Source organism: Halohasta sp. A2 (assembly GCF_056175805.1).
Genome location: NZ_JAQFWV010000020.1, coordinates 15,792 through 35,830, shown reverse-complemented (window position 1 = coordinate 35,830; position 20,039 = coordinate 15,792). Strand labels below are relative to the sequence as shown.

The 20,039-nt window shown below is 56.6% G+C and carries 21 protein-coding genes and 1 pseudogene; 14 read left to right on the top strand and 8 right to left on the bottom strand.

Annotation, left to right across the window (positions count from 1 at the left end; genetic code table 11):
- Position 1 precedes the first annotated feature (1 nt).
- From O2S87_RS08145 to O2S87_RS08135, 3 genes are all read left to right on the top strand, one after another.
- Entirely contained in the window at positions 2 to 880 is an 879-nt protein-coding gene (locus O2S87_RS08145) for a carbohydrate ABC transporter permease (RefSeq protein WP_475408299.1), read from the top strand.
- 1 nt (position 881) lies between these two features.
- On the top strand, positions 882 to 1,994 hold the full coding sequence (locus O2S87_RS08140) for an ABC transporter ATP-binding protein (RefSeq protein WP_475408298.1): 1,113 nt from the start codon (positions 882 to 884) through the stop codon (positions 1,992 to 1,994).
- A 176-nt stretch (positions 1,995 to 2,170) separates the two neighbouring features.
- Complete coding sequence (locus tag O2S87_RS08135; RefSeq protein ID WP_475408297.1) at positions 2,171 to 2,875, top strand: glycerophosphodiester phosphodiesterase; 705 nt, start codon at positions 2,171 to 2,173, stop codon at positions 2,873 to 2,875.
- A gap of 63 nt (positions 2,876 to 2,938) precedes the next feature.
- Here O2S87_RS08135 and O2S87_RS08130 read toward each other — a convergent pair whose 3' ends face one another.
- Entirely contained in the window at positions 2,939 to 3,766 is an 828-nt protein-coding gene (locus O2S87_RS08130) for a DUF7260 family protein (RefSeq protein WP_475408296.1), read from the bottom strand.
- Between the two features lie 106 nt (positions 3,767 to 3,872).
- The gene (locus O2S87_RS08125; RefSeq protein WP_475408295.1) at positions 3,873 to 4,871 is read right to left on the bottom strand and encodes a transposase; all 999 of its coding nucleotides are present in this window, start codon (positions 4,869 to 4,871) and stop codon (positions 3,873 to 3,875) included.
- Between the two features lie 382 nt (positions 4,872 to 5,253).
- Between O2S87_RS08125 and O2S87_RS08120 the strand changes: the two genes are divergently transcribed.
- Positions 5,254 to 5,598, top strand: coding sequence for a hypothetical protein (locus O2S87_RS08120; protein WP_475408294.1), 345 nt, complete (start codon positions 5,254 to 5,256; stop codon positions 5,596 to 5,598).
- A 528-nt stretch (positions 5,599 to 6,126) separates the two neighbouring features.
- Here O2S87_RS08120 and O2S87_RS08115 read toward each other — a convergent pair.
- Both O2S87_RS08115 and O2S87_RS08110 read right to left on the bottom strand, forming a co-directional pair.
- A pseudogene (locus O2S87_RS08115) lies at positions 6,127 to 6,431 on the bottom strand (IS6-like element ISHli9 family transposase); the annotation flags it as partial.
- Positions 6,432 to 6,617: 186 nt separating this feature from the next.
- Entirely contained in the window at positions 6,618 to 7,631 is a 1,014-nt protein-coding gene (locus tag O2S87_RS08110; protein WP_475408293.1) for a PhoU domain-containing protein, read from the bottom strand.
- Between the two features lie 169 nt (positions 7,632 to 7,800).
- On the opposite strand from O2S87_RS08110, the gene O2S87_RS08105 reads away from it, so the two are divergent.
- On the top strand, positions 7,801 to 8,724 hold the full coding sequence (locus O2S87_RS08105; RefSeq protein ID WP_475408292.1) for a PhoU family transcriptional regulator: 924 nt from the start codon (positions 7,801 to 7,803) through the stop codon (positions 8,722 to 8,724).
- A gap of 42 nt (positions 8,725 to 8,766) precedes the next feature.
- Here the strand turns inward: O2S87_RS08105 and O2S87_RS08100 are convergent, their stop codons facing one another.
- From O2S87_RS08100 to O2S87_RS08085, 4 genes are read right to left on the bottom strand one after another with little or no spacing between them, the layout of a single operon-like run.
- Positions 8,767 to 9,429, bottom strand: coding sequence for a DapH/DapD/GlmU-related protein (locus O2S87_RS08100; RefSeq protein WP_475408291.1), 663 nt, complete (start codon positions 9,427 to 9,429; stop codon positions 8,767 to 8,769).
- On the bottom strand, positions 9,426 to 10,427 hold the full coding sequence (gene phnE / locus O2S87_RS08095) for a phosphonate ABC transporter, permease protein PhnE (protein WP_475408290.1): 1,002 nt from the start codon (positions 10,425 to 10,427) through the stop codon (positions 9,426 to 9,428). Before phnE ends, O2S87_RS08100 begins: the two co-directional genes overlap by 4 nt.
- On the bottom strand, positions 10,424 to 11,236 hold the full coding sequence (locus O2S87_RS08090) for a phosphonate ABC transporter ATP-binding protein (RefSeq protein WP_475408289.1): 813 nt from the start codon (positions 11,234 to 11,236) through the stop codon (positions 10,424 to 10,426). Before O2S87_RS08090 ends, phnE begins: the two co-directional genes overlap by 4 nt.
- Positions 11,237 to 11,250: 14 nt before the next feature.
- Positions 11,251 to 12,282 (bottom strand): PhnD/SsuA/transferrin family substrate-binding protein, encoded by a 1,032-nt coding sequence (locus tag O2S87_RS08085; RefSeq protein ID WP_475408288.1) that lies wholly within the window; start codon positions 12,280 to 12,282, stop codon positions 11,251 to 11,253.
- Between the two features lie 236 nt (positions 12,283 to 12,518).
- Here O2S87_RS08085 and phnG point away from each other — a divergent pair, with 236 nt between their 5' ends.
- The 9 genes from phnG to O2S87_RS08040 are packed head-to-tail and all read left to right on the top strand — an operon-like array spanning position 12,519 to position 19,943.
- Entirely contained in the window at positions 12,519 to 12,962 is a 444-nt protein-coding gene (gene phnG, locus O2S87_RS08080) for a phosphonate C-P lyase system protein PhnG (protein ID WP_475408287.1), read from the top strand.
- Positions 12,959 to 13,525, top strand: coding sequence for a phosphonate C-P lyase system protein PhnH (gene phnH, locus O2S87_RS08075; RefSeq protein WP_475408286.1), 567 nt, complete (start codon positions 12,959 to 12,961; stop codon positions 13,523 to 13,525). Before phnG ends, phnH begins: the two co-directional genes overlap by 4 nt.
- On the top strand, positions 13,525 to 14,709 hold the full coding sequence (locus O2S87_RS08070) for a carbon-phosphorus lyase complex subunit PhnI (RefSeq protein WP_475408285.1): 1,185 nt from the start codon (positions 13,525 to 13,527) through the stop codon (positions 14,707 to 14,709). Before phnH ends, O2S87_RS08070 begins: the two co-directional genes overlap by 1 nt.
- Positions 14,702 to 15,721 (top strand): alpha-D-ribose 1-methylphosphonate 5-phosphate C-P-lyase PhnJ, encoded by a 1,020-nt coding sequence (locus O2S87_RS08065; RefSeq protein WP_475408284.1) that lies wholly within the window; start codon positions 14,702 to 14,704, stop codon positions 15,719 to 15,721. The genes O2S87_RS08070 and O2S87_RS08065 overlap by 8 nt, the downstream gene beginning before the upstream one ends.
- Positions 15,718 to 16,545, top strand: coding sequence for an ATP-binding cassette domain-containing protein (locus tag O2S87_RS08060; protein ID WP_475408283.1), 828 nt, complete (start codon positions 15,718 to 15,720; stop codon positions 16,543 to 16,545). The genes O2S87_RS08065 and O2S87_RS08060 overlap by 4 nt, the downstream gene beginning before the upstream one ends.
- The gene (locus O2S87_RS08055) at positions 16,546 to 17,280 is read left to right on the top strand and encodes a phosphonate C-P lyase system protein PhnL (RefSeq protein WP_475408282.1); all 735 of its coding nucleotides are present in this window, start codon (positions 16,546 to 16,548) and stop codon (positions 17,278 to 17,280) included.
- A complete protein-coding gene (locus O2S87_RS08050; RefSeq protein ID WP_475408281.1) occupies positions 17,277 to 18,476 on the top strand; it encodes an alpha-D-ribose 1-methylphosphonate 5-triphosphate diphosphatase in 1,200 nt (399 codons plus the stop codon). The genes O2S87_RS08055 and O2S87_RS08050 overlap by 4 nt, the downstream gene beginning before the upstream one ends.
- Positions 18,473 to 19,282 carry a sugar phosphate isomerase/epimerase family protein gene (locus tag O2S87_RS08045; protein WP_475408280.1) on the top strand — a complete coding sequence of 270 codons (810 nt, stop codon included), beginning with the start codon at positions 18,473 to 18,475 and terminating at the stop codon, positions 19,280 to 19,282. The genes O2S87_RS08050 and O2S87_RS08045 overlap by 4 nt, the downstream gene beginning before the upstream one ends.
- On the top strand, positions 19,275 to 19,943 hold the full coding sequence (locus O2S87_RS08040; protein WP_475408279.1) for an HAD family hydrolase: 669 nt from the start codon (positions 19,275 to 19,277) through the stop codon (positions 19,941 to 19,943). Before O2S87_RS08045 ends, O2S87_RS08040 begins: the two co-directional genes overlap by 8 nt.
- Positions 19,944 to 20,039 lie beyond the last annotated feature (96 nt).

The following is a 20,039-nucleotide window of genomic DNA, read 5'->3' as shown; positions in this document are numbered from 1 at the left end:
CATGAGCACAAAAACTACCCTTGAAAATCGAATCTCTGCACTATTCAGCGAGAAGACGAGGAATCAGATCGCCGACCGACTAGCCATCCATGTTGGACTCGCTGCTACCGTTTTTGTGATCGCGCTGCCTATCTTGATCGCGCTTATAGTTAGCACGCAAACAAGAGGTATCGTCACTGAATTCGGAGATCTGCTTCCCGGTTCAGCAGCCTTTGAGAACTATCGTGCAGTGATGGTTGATTACGGAATGGGCCAGTATCTGCTCAACTCCTTTGTAATGTCAACAATAGTCGTCATTGGCAAACTTGCCGTCTCCCTACTAGCGGCACTATCCATTGTCTACTTCAGGTTCCCGTACAAGAATCTGATGTTCGTTGTGATTTTGCTGACACTAATGTTGCCGATCCCAGTTCGGATCGTCCCACTGTTCCAACTTATGAACACCCTTGGATGGTCAAATTCGTTGCTGGCGATTACGATACCCTACCTCGCAAGTGCAACGGCCGTATTCATCCTTCGGCAACATTTCCTCTCAATCCCCGCTTCGATCGTTGAGCGAGCGAAAATAGACGGCGTAGGTCCGCTAAAATTCCTTGTGTACGTACTAATCCCGATGTCGAAGGGGATGATCGCCGGCGTCTCGGTCATCATGTTCATCTACGCATGGAATCAGTACCTCTGGCCACTCGTGATCATAGAGAGTCAGAGTCAACAGGTCGCACAAGTGGGTGTGACACTACTTGAAGGAAGTGTCCAGAGCGACGTGCCACGGTGGGGTCTAGTGATGGCCGGCTCGGTCATTACCCTGATACCACCGCTGGCCGTCCTGCTCGTATTCAGAAAACCGCTCCTCGAAACATTTGGAGTCCAACAGAAGTAACATGAGCGAGATTCACATAGACAACCTCACGAAAGAATTCGATGATGTAACGGCAGTAAAACAGGTAAATTTCGAGATCGGAGATGGCGAATTCGTCGTCCTCGTTGGCCCTTCAGGCTGTGGAAAGTCGACCACTCTCCGGTTGCTCGCAGGCTTAGAGACAGCAACTGATGGACAGATTCTGATGGACGGTATGGACGTGACTGACCAGACGCCTGCAGCTCGTGAAGTCGCAATGGTCTTTCAAAACTATGCGCTCTACCCTCACATGACCGCTCGACGGAATATCTCCTTCGGGGTCAACGACGGCGAAGGGACACGAGTCGAAAATGTCGACGAGAAAGTCGAAGAAGTGGCGGCGATGCTCGATATATCGGACCTGCTCGACCGCAAACCAGACGAACTCTCCGGCGGGGAAAAACAGAGGGTCGCAATCGGCCGCGCCCTCTTACGCGAGCCGAAGCTCCTACTGATGGACGAGCCGCTTTCGAACCTCGATGCGAAGCTTCGTATTCAGATGCGTGCAGAACTCAGCCAGCTCCACGACGAGATCCAAACGACGACAGTCTACGTTACCCACGATCAAACCGAGGCGATGACATTAGGCGAACGCGTGGTTGTCCTAAATGACGGCGGTATCCAGCAGGTCGATCCACCACGGACCATTTATGACTACCCGGCAAACAAGTTCGTAGCCGAGTTCATCGGCAGTCCTGCAATGAATACATTAGAGGTAACTGTCGACGGAACAGATACTGCCAATGCCAAAGGACTCTCAATCCGCCTGCCCGGATTCGGTGGATCGAACATCGAGGACGCTGTGCTCGGGATTCGCCCCGAGGATATCATAGTCAACGAAAGCGCTAATGGCAAGTTCGATGTCGAGGTGCTTGCCGCAGAAACCTTAGGCAATAGGAATCTGATCCATGGATCAGTTGGTGGGCAGTCGGTAACAATCGAGACCGATGTCGATACTACCTACGAACCGGGCGAAATAGTTACTGCAGAGGTCGATCCAACCAAGCTCCACCTTTTCGATTCTGCATCCGGCGAGGCAATCTACCACGCAGGTTCATCGAACAAGAGCCAACTCATGGAGCACCAGCAATCCTGACCAAAAACAAAGCGAAAACCACGTTCAAATCACGATGTATTACCTGTCTACCCTTTTCCACGCGACCGGATTTGACTATGACCCAATCGTCCAACACCAGACGGAAGTACGTGTCAGCACTCGGAACGGCCGCTATCATCGCGTCGACAGGGTGTCTGTCGGTCGGGGAGGAACTCATGTCTGACCTGCCAGGTCTATATGAGCACACCGGAAGGTCAAACACTCGCCTGATTGCCCATCGCGGCTGTGCCAAAGAATACCCTGAGAACACTCTCCACGCTTTCGAGCAAGTCTCACCTTATGTCGACGGGATTGAACTAGATGTTCAGCGGTGTGGATCGGGGGAAATCGTCATCTTTCACGATTCAACGCTTGATCGAGTGACTGACTGTACTGGGCGGGTGGATGAGACAGATTACGAAGACCTTGCAGTGTGTTCAGTCCTTGACTCTGACGAAGGTGTTCCTTTGCTAAGGGACGCCTTTGAGACGATCCCAGCAGATGTTGAGGTGAATGTTGAACTCAAACGTCCCGGAATGGCTCAACAAGTTATAGACGAGATAAGGGCCGTTGACCACGACATTCTTGTGTCTTCGTTCAGCGCGAGTGCGCTTGAACAGTTCAGTGCACTTGAGGACTCAATACCACTCGGATTACTCTTCGATGAAAGGCCTGAAGAGAACTTGAAAACTGCCGTTGATTTGGACTGTGAAGCCATCAACCCACAGTACAACCTCTGTATACGCTCTAATCTGGTGGCAAAGGCACACGATGCGGACCTTGATGTGAATGCTTGGACGATCGATGATGGAGGAACTGCAAGTGAACTTCAAAACGAGAGGGTCGACGGCCTGATTAGTGATCGGCTGGATGTCATTTGAGCTGCCGTTGTATGTCTGGAGACCGACCAGTAATGACGAACTGCAAGGAGAATGCCCACGCGTTCAGGAGGAGACACACATTTCGTGTTCTACCTGCTGACGATGACTATTGATTCTTTGAGCCAATTCACTGCAAAAGAATAAAATCGGATAGCTCGGTTCGATAGATTTGTACAAATAGGTGCAGATGTCTAGATCATCGACTGGAGAATCGTATTTCGTCCAGTGGTAATGTATCGTTGCTTGGCGGGTGGCGGCGGCTTGCTCACATTTGTCCTGAAGAGTCAGTAATTGGGCCCGGTATGCATCTAATGTACCAAATCCTTCATCGGTTAGCGAGAGTGTATCAAACGAGTTGAGTTCATTCTCGATTGGTTTTAGAACAGATGCTGCTTTATCGACTGATTTGCGTTCGCGCTCACAAGTAGTGATCAGTAGTTCTCGTTCGTTTGTGGCTTGTTTTACTTTGCCGAGGAGAAGTCGTTTGACCGCATGAGTGAAATCAGAGCCGTTTACTAACGCTGTGGCAACTTCGCGTCCGAACTCATCACAGACGCTTTCCTCGTAGGTATCTCCATATTCGGTCTGATAAAAGGGAACATCCATTACTGTCTCTTCGTACGCCTCTCTAATCTGCGTAAGATGACCGTTGGTAGATGGTGGAAAGAATAGAGATGGTTTGTGAGATAAAGCACCCCCAATTACATTGTTCCTGTCGTGTGATGTACTTTTCAAGGCGCTTCCCGATGGCTCTAGATCAACAACAGTTTGTCTGAACACTTTGAACGCTTTACGCTCGACTTTAGTTCGGTTCCGTTCATTGCGGACGATTTGACAAACCGAATTGAAACCCTCACAGATTGATTGGTCTTTGATACTATATGCCGACATCAACAATCAGTAACTCATTCTACGATATTATGTTATTATAATATCCATATTGTTCACACTATATTAATATTTTAATTATATAATTGAGGGTGTCATACAATTCATCTCATACCACAAGCTTCGTCCGCCCTGGATTTTCACCCTGTTCGTAGTTCGTGATTGCAACTATTACTCGGAGACACAGTCCAAGGAATGCTTGTACCCGAGCATGGACGCTGCCTCGGGCGCGCAGCGTCCCGAGGCCGCAGTCTGAACACGCTCCAAACGTTCGCTCAACTTGTGTTCGCCGCTTGTAGGTCTCAGCAAGAATCGAACGCTTGAACATCACATCCTCGGTAAATTCGTTGATTCGATCTTCGACACGGTAGTCGATATTGAGTGGATCGCTGGTGTTTCGTGGATTGTATGGGACGATCGGCACGACTCCTGCTTCCAGCAGGAAGTCGTGCCAATCAAGGATATCGTATGCACTGTCTCCAAGCAACCAGATTGGATGCTTGACGGCGAGCGCGTCACGTGTGACGCGCATCGCTGTCTCTTTTGAGGCTTGTTTCGCCTGCGTGAACTCCGCTGCGATTGGTATCTTTGGCCCTGCCGAAACGATGCTGAGACCAAAGCCGTAGTAGAACTCTTCAGCTGTTGGATCGTAGTTCCACGAAGCGTCATCATTCCACGCGAGTGCTTCAAGATCGGTTGAGTCGATTCGGAAGGTTAAGTCAAGCAGGCCGCGGGTAGCGGCCTGCTCGACGAGGCGACTGAACACGTCTTCAACAACGAGGTTGAGATCAGTGAGGAACCGATCGACCGCGTCTCTGGACGGCGGTCGATCGAACCCACAGCTAAGCCAGACAGCCGTGTTCTGTAGTTCTCTGGCGACAGGACGTGTCCCGTAGATACCCTTGTAGTAGCAGTGAAGCAAGCCTTTGAACAGTTCTGGTGGATGATGGTCACGTGTTCGCCCCCGACGGGTGGGGGCGAACACGTCATACTCACTGAGAAAATCAAAGTCGAGGTACTCGAAGAGCGGAAGCGTCTCAACCGCCACGAGATTAAAGAACTCGTCTATCCAAGGCTCATCTTGCAGGGTTTGAGTGCTGCTGGACACGGCTTCTCAACCCTGCTCTTTCGTATGCGACGTATTCTATGACACCCTCTATATAATTAGTTGAGAGTCGAATGTGAATTGCAGTGGTAGCGGTATGTATAGCTAAAAGAGTAGGAAATATTTGCGCTTATTGGGTCCATCAGATGTTGATAGATTTACGCAGGTGGGCTGATGACTAGGCGCGAATGTGGTCCGCAATCTGACTTAATTTCCGCAAGGGATGATCGCACAGTGCAGGGAACCAACCTACTATCTCGCTCATCGATCCTCCAAGAATTCATCAATATGGACCATATTGGTTGGTTTTACGACACGAACAAACTCCTGCAGCGCAGAGGATCTATCGTCTTACGCACTACCGACACATGGGTGAATTCATTCGATGGATTTTGTGGCTAGATTTCCCACCAACAATTTTCCAAGACGCAGCGGTACGACTGAACAACAGATGACACCACGTGTACAACTCAATGAGTGGGATACACTCACTAATGAACTGCGCCGATTCGGTCAGACGGGTGATGTAACGACTGCTGATGATCGGATTCACATTGACTTCGGCTCTGCATATGTCGAACTGTCGCGCGATGGGACGTTCCAGGCGGGGATGCAATTACATGATTTCGCGCATGGCGATACCGCTGCGGTTTTCGTGGATCACGACGCCGGCACCCTCACAGTTGACGCCGATACAGTAACCTACACGTTCAGACAGCCAGGTGAATAATCAGGCGTCACCTGGCTGTAGTACCTCAATATCTCTGACCACCTGAATGTAATTCGCCAGTTCGCCGGACATCGTAAGAAGTTGCTCAAGGTTGACTGTTTATTCGCCTGTGGGTTTCTACTACCTCCCATAGAAGATGGTGACTACATCCTCTATATCATCGATGGAAATTCCATCTTAACAGAAGCATGTTCAAGAGTTTGACAGTTATTTTGTGCCCACAACCACCAACGTCACCGAATCACAACTACTCAAAGAATTACGAACTCATTACCAAATAACCTACCCTCTACCTAACCGAGTTGGAATTGTTGAAAACGAAGACGCACTTGATTATTTGATTGAGATTGTTTTGACATGACCGTCTGACTCCCGAATAAGGGCAGTCAGTGACTCGGGAGTTTCGACGAAGACACCTTCTCCACCTGGGACTCGAGATCGTCTTGAAGTTATCCTGGCAGTGTACCTCGCCCTTCGTCTGCGGTTGCAGGTGACGCGTGTGACCGACAATTCGTGGCGGTGAGTCTTTATTGCAGCAGATAACCAAGACCTCTTACCGTTGATTTTGACAGCGGTTTCGTCTACCGTAACACGCTTGGGCTTCGCCTCAGGCGGGTTGTGACCGCTGCCAGCTAGCCGATGTAACCACTACCAAATTGTCTGGTGAGAGCATTGAACGCCTGATAGATGAGGACTCTCTTATGTTTCTCTCAGAGAACAACCGGTCGTGTTGAGCTGAACTGCGAACACTCTGATGGGTGTCGCCGTCCGCTAACGCCCCAAAATTCTTGATAATACGCTGTTAACGGCTCGCTGAGCAGGTCTGAGCGCATTTTGACCAATTAATCTATGATCTGCTTGCTTCTCAAACTGACTTAACTAGACAGTGGCCAATCATCAATCGAAGCAGGTCATCTCATACGTGTCGGTGCCAAACCTAACAGTATGACTCTCGTAAACATGCGAATTTCAGTAGACGATATCTCAATGACGAGGGCGTCTATATGCGGCAATTCCCATCAGCGATCACTTTTTTGTCTGGTTGATTGTTCGATAGCAACGGTGGCAATATTAACGCCGTAATCAGCCGTTCGACGGAGACTATCGAGAACGAGTCCGAGAACGTACGCTTCATTCGGTACGTCGTGATCGTAGAGTTCTCGGTCGATACTATCGAACAGATCTTTGACCTGATCGTACTTGGCAAGCGCTCCGTTGGCAGTTTTGATACCGCCGCCAGTCAAAATTGCATTTGCAGCGTCGTCAATGACTCTGCGGGTTGTAGTTCCCAACGAAGCGAACTCTTCAGCATACTGCTGAGGTATTGATGCGTCCGAATCAAGCGTGAACGTCGCCATCTTCTCGGCGTGATCGGCGATGCGCTCGAACTGCCGTGCGGTGTAGTAGTACTCGAACAGCTCGTCTCGACTGTGTTCCAGTTTCTCTACCTCGTAGAGGTTCGATAGCGACCGCCGAAAGTAGCGGGTGATCATTGCAAATAGCTTATCGGCTTCACTGTCTCGGGAGATAACACGTCTGGCAAGTTCAGTGTCCCCGGTGATGACCGCCTTGAGGCCGTCACTGTGCATCGACAACATAACTAAGCGGAGTCGCAACACACTCTTGCGGATGTCGACATTGTCGGCCGAAATAAGGTTGGTGAGCTTGATTCGGTGGTCGGTTGTTTCCAACATTTCGAACCCCGACAGCTCCGCGATGGTCTCTTCGACAATTCGCCATCTTTCGGGGCTAATAGTAGTCGAATCGGTCAGTGTCACTTCGTCAAAGCCGACTGCATGAAGAGCCAAAATACGGTGGCGGAGGGCATTGTCGTTTGTCGTCGAGATGTCGACTGTAACCGTTTGGTCGTCGGTCGATCGCTCAGGAGTCGCCTCAATCAGTAACGAACTATCACTGTTCGGATGGAGGGCGAGTACGGACCCTGCGTCGATGCCGTGTTCTTGAGCCCACTTTTTCGGTAGCGAGATTGTATAGGTCGTCCCACCGGACAACTGGACCTTTCGTGTCTCCATATGGAATATACTCGTCGGTTCACTTGTTTGACCGTTTATATGAGACAACTCTTCACGTGCTGAGAGATATATAGCGATCAGTCGACACATCACACAAGTCCAGACGGGTCCGGACGAGTCTGGATTCTCTGTGGACTACGGCTATAGACGGCCGTCTCCTCGACCAACTATGTCCCGTAGGATGTGGCACCCGAGAGGCGACGCGAGCTCACACGGCCGCGACACAACGCTTACACAGGTGATCGAAGCTATCGACTCGACCGCACCAGACACGAAAGCCCAGCTCGCCGAAACGGTTGGCATCTCCGAGCAGTATCTCTCAGAACTACTGGGCGAACTCAAAAGTGAAGGCATCGTCCGGAAGGCCTACGTCGTCGACAACGACCAGTTGTACGGCTCGACGCGGTACATCTCTCGGCTCTCGGCCCCACCGTTTTCACCGGCCGAAAGTGCACATTCCGACACCCACTCAACAGCCGACGCCGGCCGCGGACCCGAGGTGGTGGAACTGCTCGAACGGCTCGATGAGGTGACCGCAACGCAGTATGCTGCCGCCCACGGCGCTTTCGTAGGGAACGTCCCCGAACAGTCAGCCGACACGCTCGAACCGCTGGCCAACGAGCGATACTCTGCGCTTTTGAGCGAACTCAAATCCTACACCCTCACCACCGACTGGCCGGGCAACCGCGTAGCTGCGGATCTCTCGACGATTGCCACCAACCTCGAAATCGTTGGCGACCGGGCGTGTTTCATCGCCGACGTGGTCGACCGCGGCTATCGGCCCGCCACGGGAGTTATCGAAGAGCGCGTCCTCGACGTTTTCGAATCGGGCGCATCGATCAACGACCACTTCCGAGCCATTCTGTTTGAGTGTGACCTTACGGCCCACGACAGGCTGAGCACGCTCGAAGAATCGGTCCACCGCGACCTCGATGAACTGTTCGAACTGGTCACAGCCTACGACCCCGAACTTTACGGGTATCTGGTCACCATATCTCGCGCGCTCGAACGAGCCATCTACTACTGGGTCGACGCCGCCGAGATGGCTGTCCGACTACACTCAGGCATCCGGCCGGACCACGTGAGGATCTAGTTAGAACAATTTAACGACGAAATATGTTGGCAGCTACTACTGTTAACTGACCTCGTCGACCGTGGGCGCGTACTCACTGAGGAAGGTATCGAGGTTACGGAACGCCTCAATCCGCTCAGCCAGCATGTCGTGGTCCCAGTGCCACCACTCGGTCGCATTTATTCGTGCGGCGGTTTCCTCAGAGAATCGACTTCGGATCGGTTCGGCTGGAACGCCGCCGACGATCGTATAGGGTTCGACATCCGTCGTGACGACCGCACCAGCGGCGACAACGGCCCCATTACCGATCTCGACACCAGGGAGGACGGTCGCGCCGTGTCCGATCCAGACGTCGTGACCAACCTCGACTGGCTGGTCGACACGCCACTCGAAGACCGACTCGTCGTCCGCACCGAGGTCGTACATCTCCGCCCGATAGGTGAAGTGGTGGGCTGTCGGCCGGTCGATCGGGTGGTTCGTCGGCCCAAGCCGGGCGTCTGAGGCCACGTTGCCGAACTTACCGATCGTCGTATAATCCAGCTGTACACGCTCCATCAGATAGCTGTAGTCGCCGAGTGTCGACGCGTTGAGTCGACAGTCGGGTCGCACCTCGGTCCACGCGCCAAGGTCGCTTTCGAAAATTGCCACTGGATCGTGGATCGTCGGCTCCGGACCGAGTTGCCGGGTTTGATTTGTGCCACGCGAATCGACCGAGATCCTCGTCACTGTCGCCGCCCAACGGTCGATTCGAGGATCTTCTTTGGCGCAGTGACAAACGCTTCGATGAAGCCCGTCTGTTCGACCTCCTCGTCTCGGAGGGACGACCGAACCCGTTGACTGAGCAGTTCAACCGAGCCAGCAAGCAACAACACCATGATGATACACGCCATCATCTCGGTGTAATTGAACATCTTCTGTTGGACATCGAGTTCGAGCCCGAGGCCTCCGGCCCCAATCAATCCGAGACCGATGGCGACTCGGACGTTGTGCTCGAGATCGAATGCAAGCCACGCGATGAACTGCCGGAATACCTGGCTCAGCATGCCGAACGAAATTATCTGTGACTTGTTCGCGCCCGTACTTCGGATCCCCTCGATGGGACCGTCGGCGATCTCCTCTAACTCGTCGGTGAATAGCCGCCCGAGATAGCCTGTCGTGTCGATCATGACCGCGAGCGTCGCGGTGAAGGGACCGACCCCACCGAGCGGGATCAAGATGAGCACCCAAACGAGCGCTGGGATGGCCCGAATCAGGCTCATCACCATGCGGAATCCGAAATTGAACGGGTATGGAATCACGCGTTCGCTAGCGAGGACACCAAACAGGAGCGCGGTGGGTAGCCCGAGCACTGTTCCTGCGAACGCGATGGCCACCGTCACCTGCGAAGCGTAGAGCAGGTTCTCCGCGACGATGAACTCCCAGTACTGCATCACGTCGATGAACGGAACCCCGTAGTACGTCGTTGGTGGGAAGTAGTCGGCGAGCGCTTCGATGAAGAACGGGATCTGCGTGAACAGCTCGTTCAGTGTGAAGCCGACGATTCCGAGACTCCGATAGAACAGAAGAGCGACGAAAAGCGCGCCGAGACCGGTATACAGCCGTCGAATAGTCTTTCGGCGTTTGAGATCGGTGAGCTTCCGTTCAGCCGGCGACGACCCGATGGTAGCGAAGCCGAAGCGTTTGAGCAGCCTCGTCTTTAATCCGTGGGCCTGATCCGAACTCATGCTTCGATCCCCGGCTTGCTCGTGTTTTGTTCGGGTTCATCACTACTCTGTGAAGGTCGGGTTGTCTTCGTGGGTCGCTCGGCGAGTCCGACAGTTTCAACACTGCCGTACAGCTCGTCGACGAGTTCGGGCGTGAGGCCGTCAGCATCGACATCGAACAGGAGTTGACCATCTCGAAGACCGATAAAGCGTTCGCCGAAGTGGGCCGCGATATTGACCTGGTGGAGACTCACGAGTGCCGTGAGTTCATGGACGTCGGCAGCCGTTTTCAGATAACCCATGACGTCTTCGGCACTCGATGGGTCGAGACTCGCAACCGGTTCGTCTGCGAGCAGGAGTGCGGGGTCCTGAACGAGTGCCCGAGCGATGCCGACGCGCTGTTGTTGCCCGCCGCTCATCTGTGAGACGCGCTGGTGGGCCTCATCGATCAACCCCACGGTTGAAAGTGCCTCGAGTGCACTGAGTTTCGTCTCCCGATCCTGCCGTTGCAGGAGGCTTTCGACCGTCGTCGACCGTTCAAGTGAACCGGTCAGTGCGTTGACGAATGCCGAGACGCCCTCGACAAGGTTGTGTTGCTGAAAGATCATGCCGACGTCTGGCTGCGAACGCGAGAGCGGTTCTCCGTCGAGCAGGATTTCGCCGCTCGTTGGTTGGGTGAGTCCGTTGATACACCGGAGCATCGTCGACTTGCCAGCGCCGGACTCGCCGAGTAAGACGACGAACTCGTCTTCGATCTCGACCGAGACGTCTTCAAGTGCAGTCACGTCACCGTACTTCTTCGTCAGATTTCGAATGGTAAGTTTACTCATTGTGAACCTTGTTCTCACTCCTCTTCTGCGAGATTGAGTCCGAGGTCTTCGATCCGTTTGATGACTGGCTCGTAGTCTTCGGTGCTGGTCTCTTCGAGCGTCGTGAACGGGAGCTCCTCGTCGTCGTAGTCATCGGGATAATACTCCTCGACCAATTCTTCGTCGGAGTTCAACAGTAGCTCGCGAATTTCGTCTTTCTTCTCGGAGTCCCAGCTACTTCGGGCATAGACCGGTTGATTCGGAATCGGGAAGGACCACCAGAATGGCCTGAAAATTGGCTCTTCGGTGTTCGCGGTGCCGACGAACGAGTCTTCTTCCATTACTTCGTCAGGGATGTCTCCCTCCTCGACGTGAGGGATTCCGTTACCGCTCCACGTCACGGCCGCGTCGGCTTCGTCGTTTTCGAGTCGTTCGAGGGCTTGCTCGTGGTTCGACCACTCGCCGTCGAAGTCGACCGGGTCACCGTCAGGAGCGTCACCGACGTCCAGTCCTGCTTCTTTGAGCGCATAGGTAGCAAAAATCGAGCCGCTCGTGGAGAGCCTGTCGGCGAAGGCGACCCGTTGTCCTTCGAGGTCGGCTCGCTCTTCGATGTCTGAATCGGGATTCGTAATCATCATCGAAAAGTAGAACGCCGAACCCCCCTCGACCGTCGTTCCGAACACGTCGAAGAGATCCGGTTCGGAAATGAACGTGATGTCATCCATCCCGATCTCTGCCTGTTCGCTCTCCATCGCGGGGCGGATCGCCGAATAGTCCTGCGGCGTCTCCATTTCGACTTCGACGTCGTCAATCTCGCCTTCGATCATGCTCCGCATCGGCTCGTAGCGCCGTTCGGTGTCCGAAGGCGTCCCCGGTGTGAGAATCATCGTGATCTCCTCTGCGGAATTAGCTGCCTCACCGATTGCGCCAGAACATCCAGCAAGCCCGGTGAGTCCGGCTACTCCCAGGGTTCCGGCCGCGAATCGACGGCGGCTCAGTGATCGTTTCTTGGTACGTATGGTCGTCTTCGATACGTCAGAGGCGTCGACAACGGTCTTCGGTGCCATCATCAGAGTCGAACTAGCGGGATAGAATAACCGTTAGCTGCGTAAAGTCCAGGGGCAACTGTCACGAGGGACTACCAGTACACCAGTTACGATATTGCCGTCGCTCAGTATGAACGAGTACAGACGCGTCCATACTCTCATTTCTCGACGGGTGATTGATCAGGGACCCACAGTGAGGGATAGAGAGTACCCAGCGAACCCTTATTCAGGTGTTTGGGGTTTTCCTACTCGATCTTATGACGAATGCACACAACCGCTCGGACAGGTTCGAACTCATCGCTGCCTGCGATAGGTCCGTACTCACCCGGTTCGCCAACGAGATTCTCGAATCCGACCCACCACTCACGATCAGACAGGAGCCCAAACCGACACTGCTCATGCAACAGGTCCGTGAGCCAGTCGAGCGTCGACCGTTCAACCTCGGCGAAGTCGTCGTCACCCCCGCCGAAGTCGACTTAGGCGGCGAGCGCGGCTTCGCCATGCGGCCCGGCAAGGCCGAACGCGAGGCGCTTTCGGGTGCAATCGTCGACGCCGCAGTCGCCGGTGGCCACGGCCGGACACCTGCGATCGTCGACGAACTCGAAACCGCTGGCGAACAACGGGCCACTGATCGTGCCCGTGAGTGGGCCGAGAGCCGCCACACCGCCGTCGAGTTCGAAACTATGGAGGACGAGCTGTGAGGGCCCTCGGTATCGACCCCGTCCACGACACGCGGTCGACGTTTCGAGCACTGTGCGAGGCGATGAGCCGACCCGGGACGATCCAGCAGACTCCCACCGCACCGGCCGATCACGCGGTCGTCGCCACGCTTGTCGACCACGAGGTGTCACTACACACGGTCGACACCGAGCTTCGGGAGACGTTGGCGAGTCACGGTCGACTCGATGACGCCGAGCCAACCGAGGCCGACATCGTCCACACCCACGGCATCCCGTCGTGGTCGGTCACCGACCTCACTCGTGGCTCACTTGTCGAACCCAGCGAGGGCGTGACAGTGATTTATCGGGTCGACGGCCTCGCTGCCGAAAGCTCCGACGCCGAGGACGCCCACGACCTGACGACAATCACGCTCTCGGGGCCGGGTGTCCCAAGAACGCGAACTGTTAACATCGGGCTGGTTGACAACGAAATCCACGAGATCGCCGCCGCCCAGTCGACCTTTCCACGTGGCGTCGATGCGATCTTCACAGCCGAAGATCGGCTGGTCGCCGTTCCCCGGTCGGCGTCGATGGGGGTGTCCTGATGGGGTACGTCGCTGTCAAGGCAGGCGAAGAACTCATCGAGCGCGCCGAACAGCTGTTCGAAAAGCAGCGACTCGACGGGGAGGAGGCGACGCTGTCGGTCGACCAGATCGAGGGGCAACTCGAACGATTAGTCGCCCAAGCGATGAGCGAGGGCGGGCTGTACGCCCCCCGGCTCGCGGCTCTTGCGGTCAAACAGGCCCAGGGCGACGCGGTCGAGGCTGCCTTCCTGCTGCGGGCCTATCGGTCGACGCTCGAACGCTGGGATGAGATCCCCGTTGCAGATCCTGCCGAGATGTTCGCCACGCGGCGTGTCTCGCCGGCGTACAAGGACGTGCCGGGCGGTCAGATTCTCGGGCCGACCAAAGACTACACCCAGCGGCTGCTGGATTTCGCCCTCGAACACGAGGGTGGGAATGAGACCGATAGCGAACCAAGCGATCCGACCGCCGACTGGGAGGTCGACGAGGAAGAACCCGAACAGTTGACGAACGTGATGGAGGTGCTCCGAGAGGAGGGGCTTGTCCACGAACCCGACGGCGAGTTCGACGGCGACCCGAGCGACACCACCCGCGAGTCGGTGACCCATCCGGTCGACCGTGACGAGGTCCTTCAAGAGCTTGCCCGCGGCGAAACCGGGGCGATCACCGCACTGGGCTACTCCGCGCTCCGGGGGTATGGCCAAGTCCACCCGACGCTCGCCGAAGTTCGGGTCGGCAAACTGCCCGTGAAGATCGAACACCCCTACACGGGCGACGAAGTTCGGGTGACCGATATCGAAGTCAGCGAGAGCGAGGCTGTCGTGCCGGTGTACGCCAAACGCGACGCCCCGCAGTTCGCCTTCGGCTACGGGCTGACCTTCGGCCGCAACGAACGGAAGGCCATCGCCATGACGATTCTCGACGCCTCGATCCAACTCGACGGCGACGATCCGGCCGAGAACGCCGAGTTCGTCCTCGACGTAGTCGACGGGATGGACTCGTTTGGGTTCATCGAGCATCTCAAACTGCCGCACTACGTTACGTTCCAGTCGATTCTCGACCGGATTCGCGGCATCCGCGAACGGACAGGTGTGATGCCAACTGAATCCAGCGATTCCAGCGATGACGAAACCGAACCTTCCGAAGACGATCCCGACCCCACTGATCGAGAGCCTGCGCTGATGGAGGCCAACACCGATGACTGAAACGGAGCCAACAACCACGGAACGAGAAGTATCGACCGATTCTGTCGACGACGTCCTCAACAGCCTCGACTCTGGCGACGGCCTCGACGGCTACAACTACGCGTATCTCGACGAACACACCAAGCGAGAGGTCCGCCGCTCGATCCTGAAGGCCATCGCCATTCCGGGCCATCAGGTTCCCTACGCTTCTCGACCGATGCCGCTGGCTCGCGGCTGGGGGACCGGCGGCATTCAGGCATCGCTCTCGTTGATCGGGCCCGACGACACCATTAAAGTCATCGACCAGGGCTCAGACGAATCGGTCAACGCCGCTAACATCCGTCGACTGGCGAGCGAAACTGCCGACGTTGAGACGACCACCGACACGACCGCCGCCGACGTGATCCAGTCGCGTCACCGGATTCCCGAAGAAGTGCTGACCGACGAGCAGATCCTCGTCTTGCAGGTGCCGATTACAGACGCCCTGCGTAAGGTCGACTCCTCGGATGCGGCCAACCGGCGACGGCACGCCCACAGAAACTACGGCAAGATGTGGGTCCACCTCTACGAGAACGTCGTCGAGTTCGGTGAGATCAACATCGCCGCGCGGTATCCGACGATGGTCGACGGCCGCTACCTCATGGACCCCTCGCCGATTCCCCGGTGGGACGTGCCCAAACTCGACAACGCGGACACTCTCTTTGTCTTCGCTGCTGGCCGCGAGGCCCGGATCTACGCGGTTCCACCCCATACGAGCGTCGAGCCGCTGGCGTTCGAAGATAGAGCATTCCAGGTCGAACGCTTCCCCGACCAGTCGTGTCGGGCCTGCGGCTCTACCGACACCTATCTCACCGAGATCGAGACCGACGACGGTGACCGCCAATACGTCTGCAACGACACCTCGTTTTGTCTCAAACGGCAGGAAAACGCGGAACTGCCGAAGTATCATCACCTCGACCGCGAGGGCGTCGACTGGGGACCGGGGACGCCGGACGACGATCCGGTCGACAATCACGGAGGTGATGCCGAATGAGCCTCTTGGAGGCTGAGGGCCTAACCAAAATCTACGGCGACGGCTGTGCAGTCTGTCTGGATCACACGGGCGACCGTGCCGGAACCAATCAGTGTCCCGTCTGCGGGAGCGTCGTCGCCTGTGCGGATGTCGACCTCTCGGTCGAAGCCGGGGAAGTCCTCGGCATCGTCGGCGAGTCCGGCTCTGGAAAATCCAGCGTCGCCGAACTGCTCGCGCTCGATTCTACTGACGGATCGACCGACGGCTTAGTGCACTACGCTAACCACGATGGAAACCTGCTGGACGTCGACTACCAGACGCGCCACGAGCTGCGGAGCGGTGAAATCAGCCTCGTCCACCAGCACATCCGCGACGGGCTCGAACTCGAATTCACCGGCGGCGGCAACGTCGCTGAGAAGCTGCTGTCGGCGGGCTGGCGGGAATATGAGGTAACCCGCGAGCGCGTCGGCTCGCTATTCGAGGCAACCGAAATCCCGGTCGACCGGATGGACGACCCGACCAGTACGTACTCCGGCGGCATGCAAAGACGCGTCCAGATCGCCCGCGCGCTGGCGAACGACCCCCGCGTGATCGTCCTCGATGAACCGACGACCGGCCTCGATGTAAGTGTGCAGGCGAGGGTCTTGGACATGTTCCGGCGCGTCCAGCGCGAGGAGGGTGTCGCTGCGGTCGTCGTCTCCCACGACCTCGGCGTCATTCGCCTGCTTGCTGATCGCACGCTTGTGATGCGCCACGGCCGGATTATCGAATCCGGCCTCACGGATCGGGTGATGGAGGATCCACACCACGCCTACACGCAGACGCTTATCAACTCGGTGATCTGAATGACTGTCCTTACAATCGATAACCTACGGAAGACGTTCGACATGCACATCCTCGGCGAGAAACAGGTCGTTGGCCTTGATGGCGTTTCGCTTACTGTCGACGACGGAGAGTTCCTCGCCGTGGTTGGCGAGTCAGGCAGCGGCAAGTCTTCGCTGTTGAAATGTATCTACCGGACCTACGAGCCAACGAGCGGGGAGGTGATCTACCACAGCCCCGACGGCGACGTCGACCTCGCGTCCTGCGACGACCGAGAGATGATCCGGCTGCGAGAGCGTGCCATCGGCTACACCTCGCAGTTCCTCGACGAGATTCCCCGCGTCCCGGCGGTCGACGTGGTCGCCCGGCCTCTCCGCGAGGGTGGGCTGTCGGTCGACGAGGCCCGCGAGCGGGCCGAAGAGCTGCTGTCGCGGCTCAGTCTCCCCGAAGAGCTGTGGGACGCATACCCCGCGACGTTCAGCGGCGGCGAGCGCCAGCGGGTGAACCTCGCACAAGCCATCGCCCCCCAACCCGACCTGCTGTTGCTCGACGAGCCCACCAGCGCGCTCGATCCCGAGACTCGGGCGGCGGCTATCGACCTCCTGCGGGAGTACCTCGGAGACGGGACGACCGTCATCGGCGTCTTCCATAACACCGACGTCGTCGAGGCGGTCGCCGACCGTGTCGCCGTCCTCGACGGGGCAAGACTCCAGCGGATCGTTCCAGTTGCGGAGTACGAAGGGGTGGTCGTCGCATGAGTAGCCAGCAGAGCGACCAGATACAGAACACTACATGGATCGTCGAAAACGGTCGAATCGTCACCCCCGACGACGTTATCGAGGGCGCGATTAGGATCGAAGGGAATCGAATCGTCGAAATAATAGGCGGTGACACAGAGGGCACCGACACCGATGTAGCGCCCACCGAGACCATCGACGCGAAGGGTCGATTCGTCTTGCCCGGCCTCGTCGATCTTCATGGCGACGACATCGAATCACACCTTCACCCGCGGTCGGGCGCACGGATGGACACGCATATGGCGCTGGCGGCCTCCGACCGGGAGAACCTCGCGGCTGGAATCACGACCAAATTCCACGCCATCTCCTTCGAGCTTGACCCCGACGAGAATCGTTCGCCCGAACTGGGCGCAGAGATCACCCAGGCCGTCGAGAGCGCCGACGATCTACTGGCCGACCACCGGATTCACGCCCGCTGTGAGGTGACCCAAAAGCGGTGTGTCGACGCCATTATCGAGATCATCGAGGCGGGCAACGCCGACCTCGTCTCGGTGATGAGCCACATCCCTGGCAAAGGCCAGTTTCGTGACCAAGAGGCGTTCTTCGAGTACTACCAGCATTCGCAGAACCATTCGCTCGAAGAGGCCGAACGACTCGTGGAGGAACGCGGGGGACTCGAACAACGCACGATCCGCGAGCGGATCGACCATGTCGTCGAGACGGCCCACGACCACGGGATTCCGACCGCCTCCCACGACGACGAGGAACCCGCTGAGGTCGACCGTCTCGCCCAAGTCGGCGTCGACATTAGCGAGTATCCGATCACCCGTGCGACAGCCCAGCGAGCCCAAGACCGAGGGATGACCGTTACAATGGGCGCACCTAACCTCGTTCGCGGTGGGAGTCAGTGGGGGAACCTCCGGACGGCCGACGCCATCGGGTCGGGTGTGGTCGACGCTCTCGTTGCCGACTACCACCCACCGTCACTGCTTGCAGGAGTATTCGTCGACACCGGCGAACCGCTTCACGAACGGGTCACGCGCGTTAGTGCCGCTCCCGCCGACGCCGTTGGTTTTGCCGATAGAGGCCGGATCGAACCCGGCAAACGCTGTGACCTCGTAGTCGTCGATCCCGAACCGACGCCGACGGTTACCGCTGCATTTGTCGCCGGACAGCCCGTCTATCGGGCTGACGCCACCAAGGAGGAGGACCGATGAACGAACCACGTATAGGCGCGGCGATGGACATCCGGTTCGGCGTGATCGTCGAGGATTTCATGGCCTACGTCACCGACCTCGGATTGGATCACGTGGAGTTCAAAAGCGAGTATTTGGCTGGCCATCCAAACACACCCGAGCCAGAACGAGTCGGAGAACTAGCCGATGAGTACGGCGTCACTCTGAGCTACCACGCTCCATTCCGTGATTGGAACATGGGAAGCTACGACGAAACGGTTCGACAAGACTCCGTCGAGCGAGTCAAGCGGACACTTGACGACGCGTCTGCGGCCGGTGCGACCAGCGTTGTCATCCACGGTGGGTCGGTCCCGCATCGCTACCCTGAATGGGTTCGTAAACGCGCCCGCGAGAACGCCCGTCGTTCACTCGCCGAATGTGCACAGTACGCTCAGTTCGTCGGCGTTTCGCTCTGTCTGGAGAACCAACCAATCGACGAGGACAAACAGCGCTACACGACCTCACCAGACGACCTCGCAGCAATGATTGAGGAAGTCGACGTGCCGCCGCAGTATCTCAGCGTCACGCTTGACGTGGGCCACGCAAAGGTCAATGGTCACGACTACCGAGAGTTCGTCGAGGAGTTCGGCCACCGAATCCGGGTGTGTCATCTCCATGATAACGATGGTATCGCTGACCAACACGAACCGTTCCCCGGCTACGAATCTGTTGTCGAGTCAGTCCCGGCGAACTTTTTTGTCTTCGAAATGAAGTCTCCCAGAGACGTGGCAACGAGCGTCGGTACTGAGGTCGCCGCTCCCAAACCGGAGGTGTCTGCGGATGACTGACGGCTACGACGCCGTCATCTTCGACAATGATGGCGTCTTGGTGGCGCCGACCGACACCGCGGTGCTCGTCGACGCCGTCGTCGAGTCGTTTCAGGCCTTTGGGGTCGATATCGAACGATCGGTCGCGCGCCGCACGGTCGAAAATAACACTGTGCCGACCGATTTCGCTAAGAACCACGGAATCAATCCTGAGGCATTCTGGCACTACCGAGAATTAACCGCAAGCCTCGCCCAACAGAGCCATGTTCGGGATGGCGGGAAGCCGGCCTATGACGACGTGGCTGCACTTAATCGTCTGGACGTACCACTTGCCGTTGTCAGCAACAATCAGCACGCGACTATCGAGTTCCTGTTGGCTCACTATGATTTACCGTCCTTTGAGGTGGCGTACGGTCGACGGCCAACGCTCGCCGGTGCGGCAAAGCGAAAGCCCGAACCTGACTACATCGAGCGCGTGCTGTCGGATCTCGGGGTCGAGAACGCGCTTTATGTCGGCGACTCCGAGACAGATCTCGTCGCCGCCCATCGGGCCGGGATCGACTCGGCATTTCTGAGACGAGATCATGTTGCAGATACCGAGCTCTCGACAAAGCCGACAATCGAGGTAACGACCCTCGAAGAACTGGTCACGGATCTGATGCCCGTTGAACCGAAACAGTAGCCACTACTAACCGGATTCTCGAAACGAACCGCCTGGCCATCCGTGGAAGACGGTTCGTCAGCGTCAGTCTGTCAAAGTGTTGGAAGTGACGTAAAT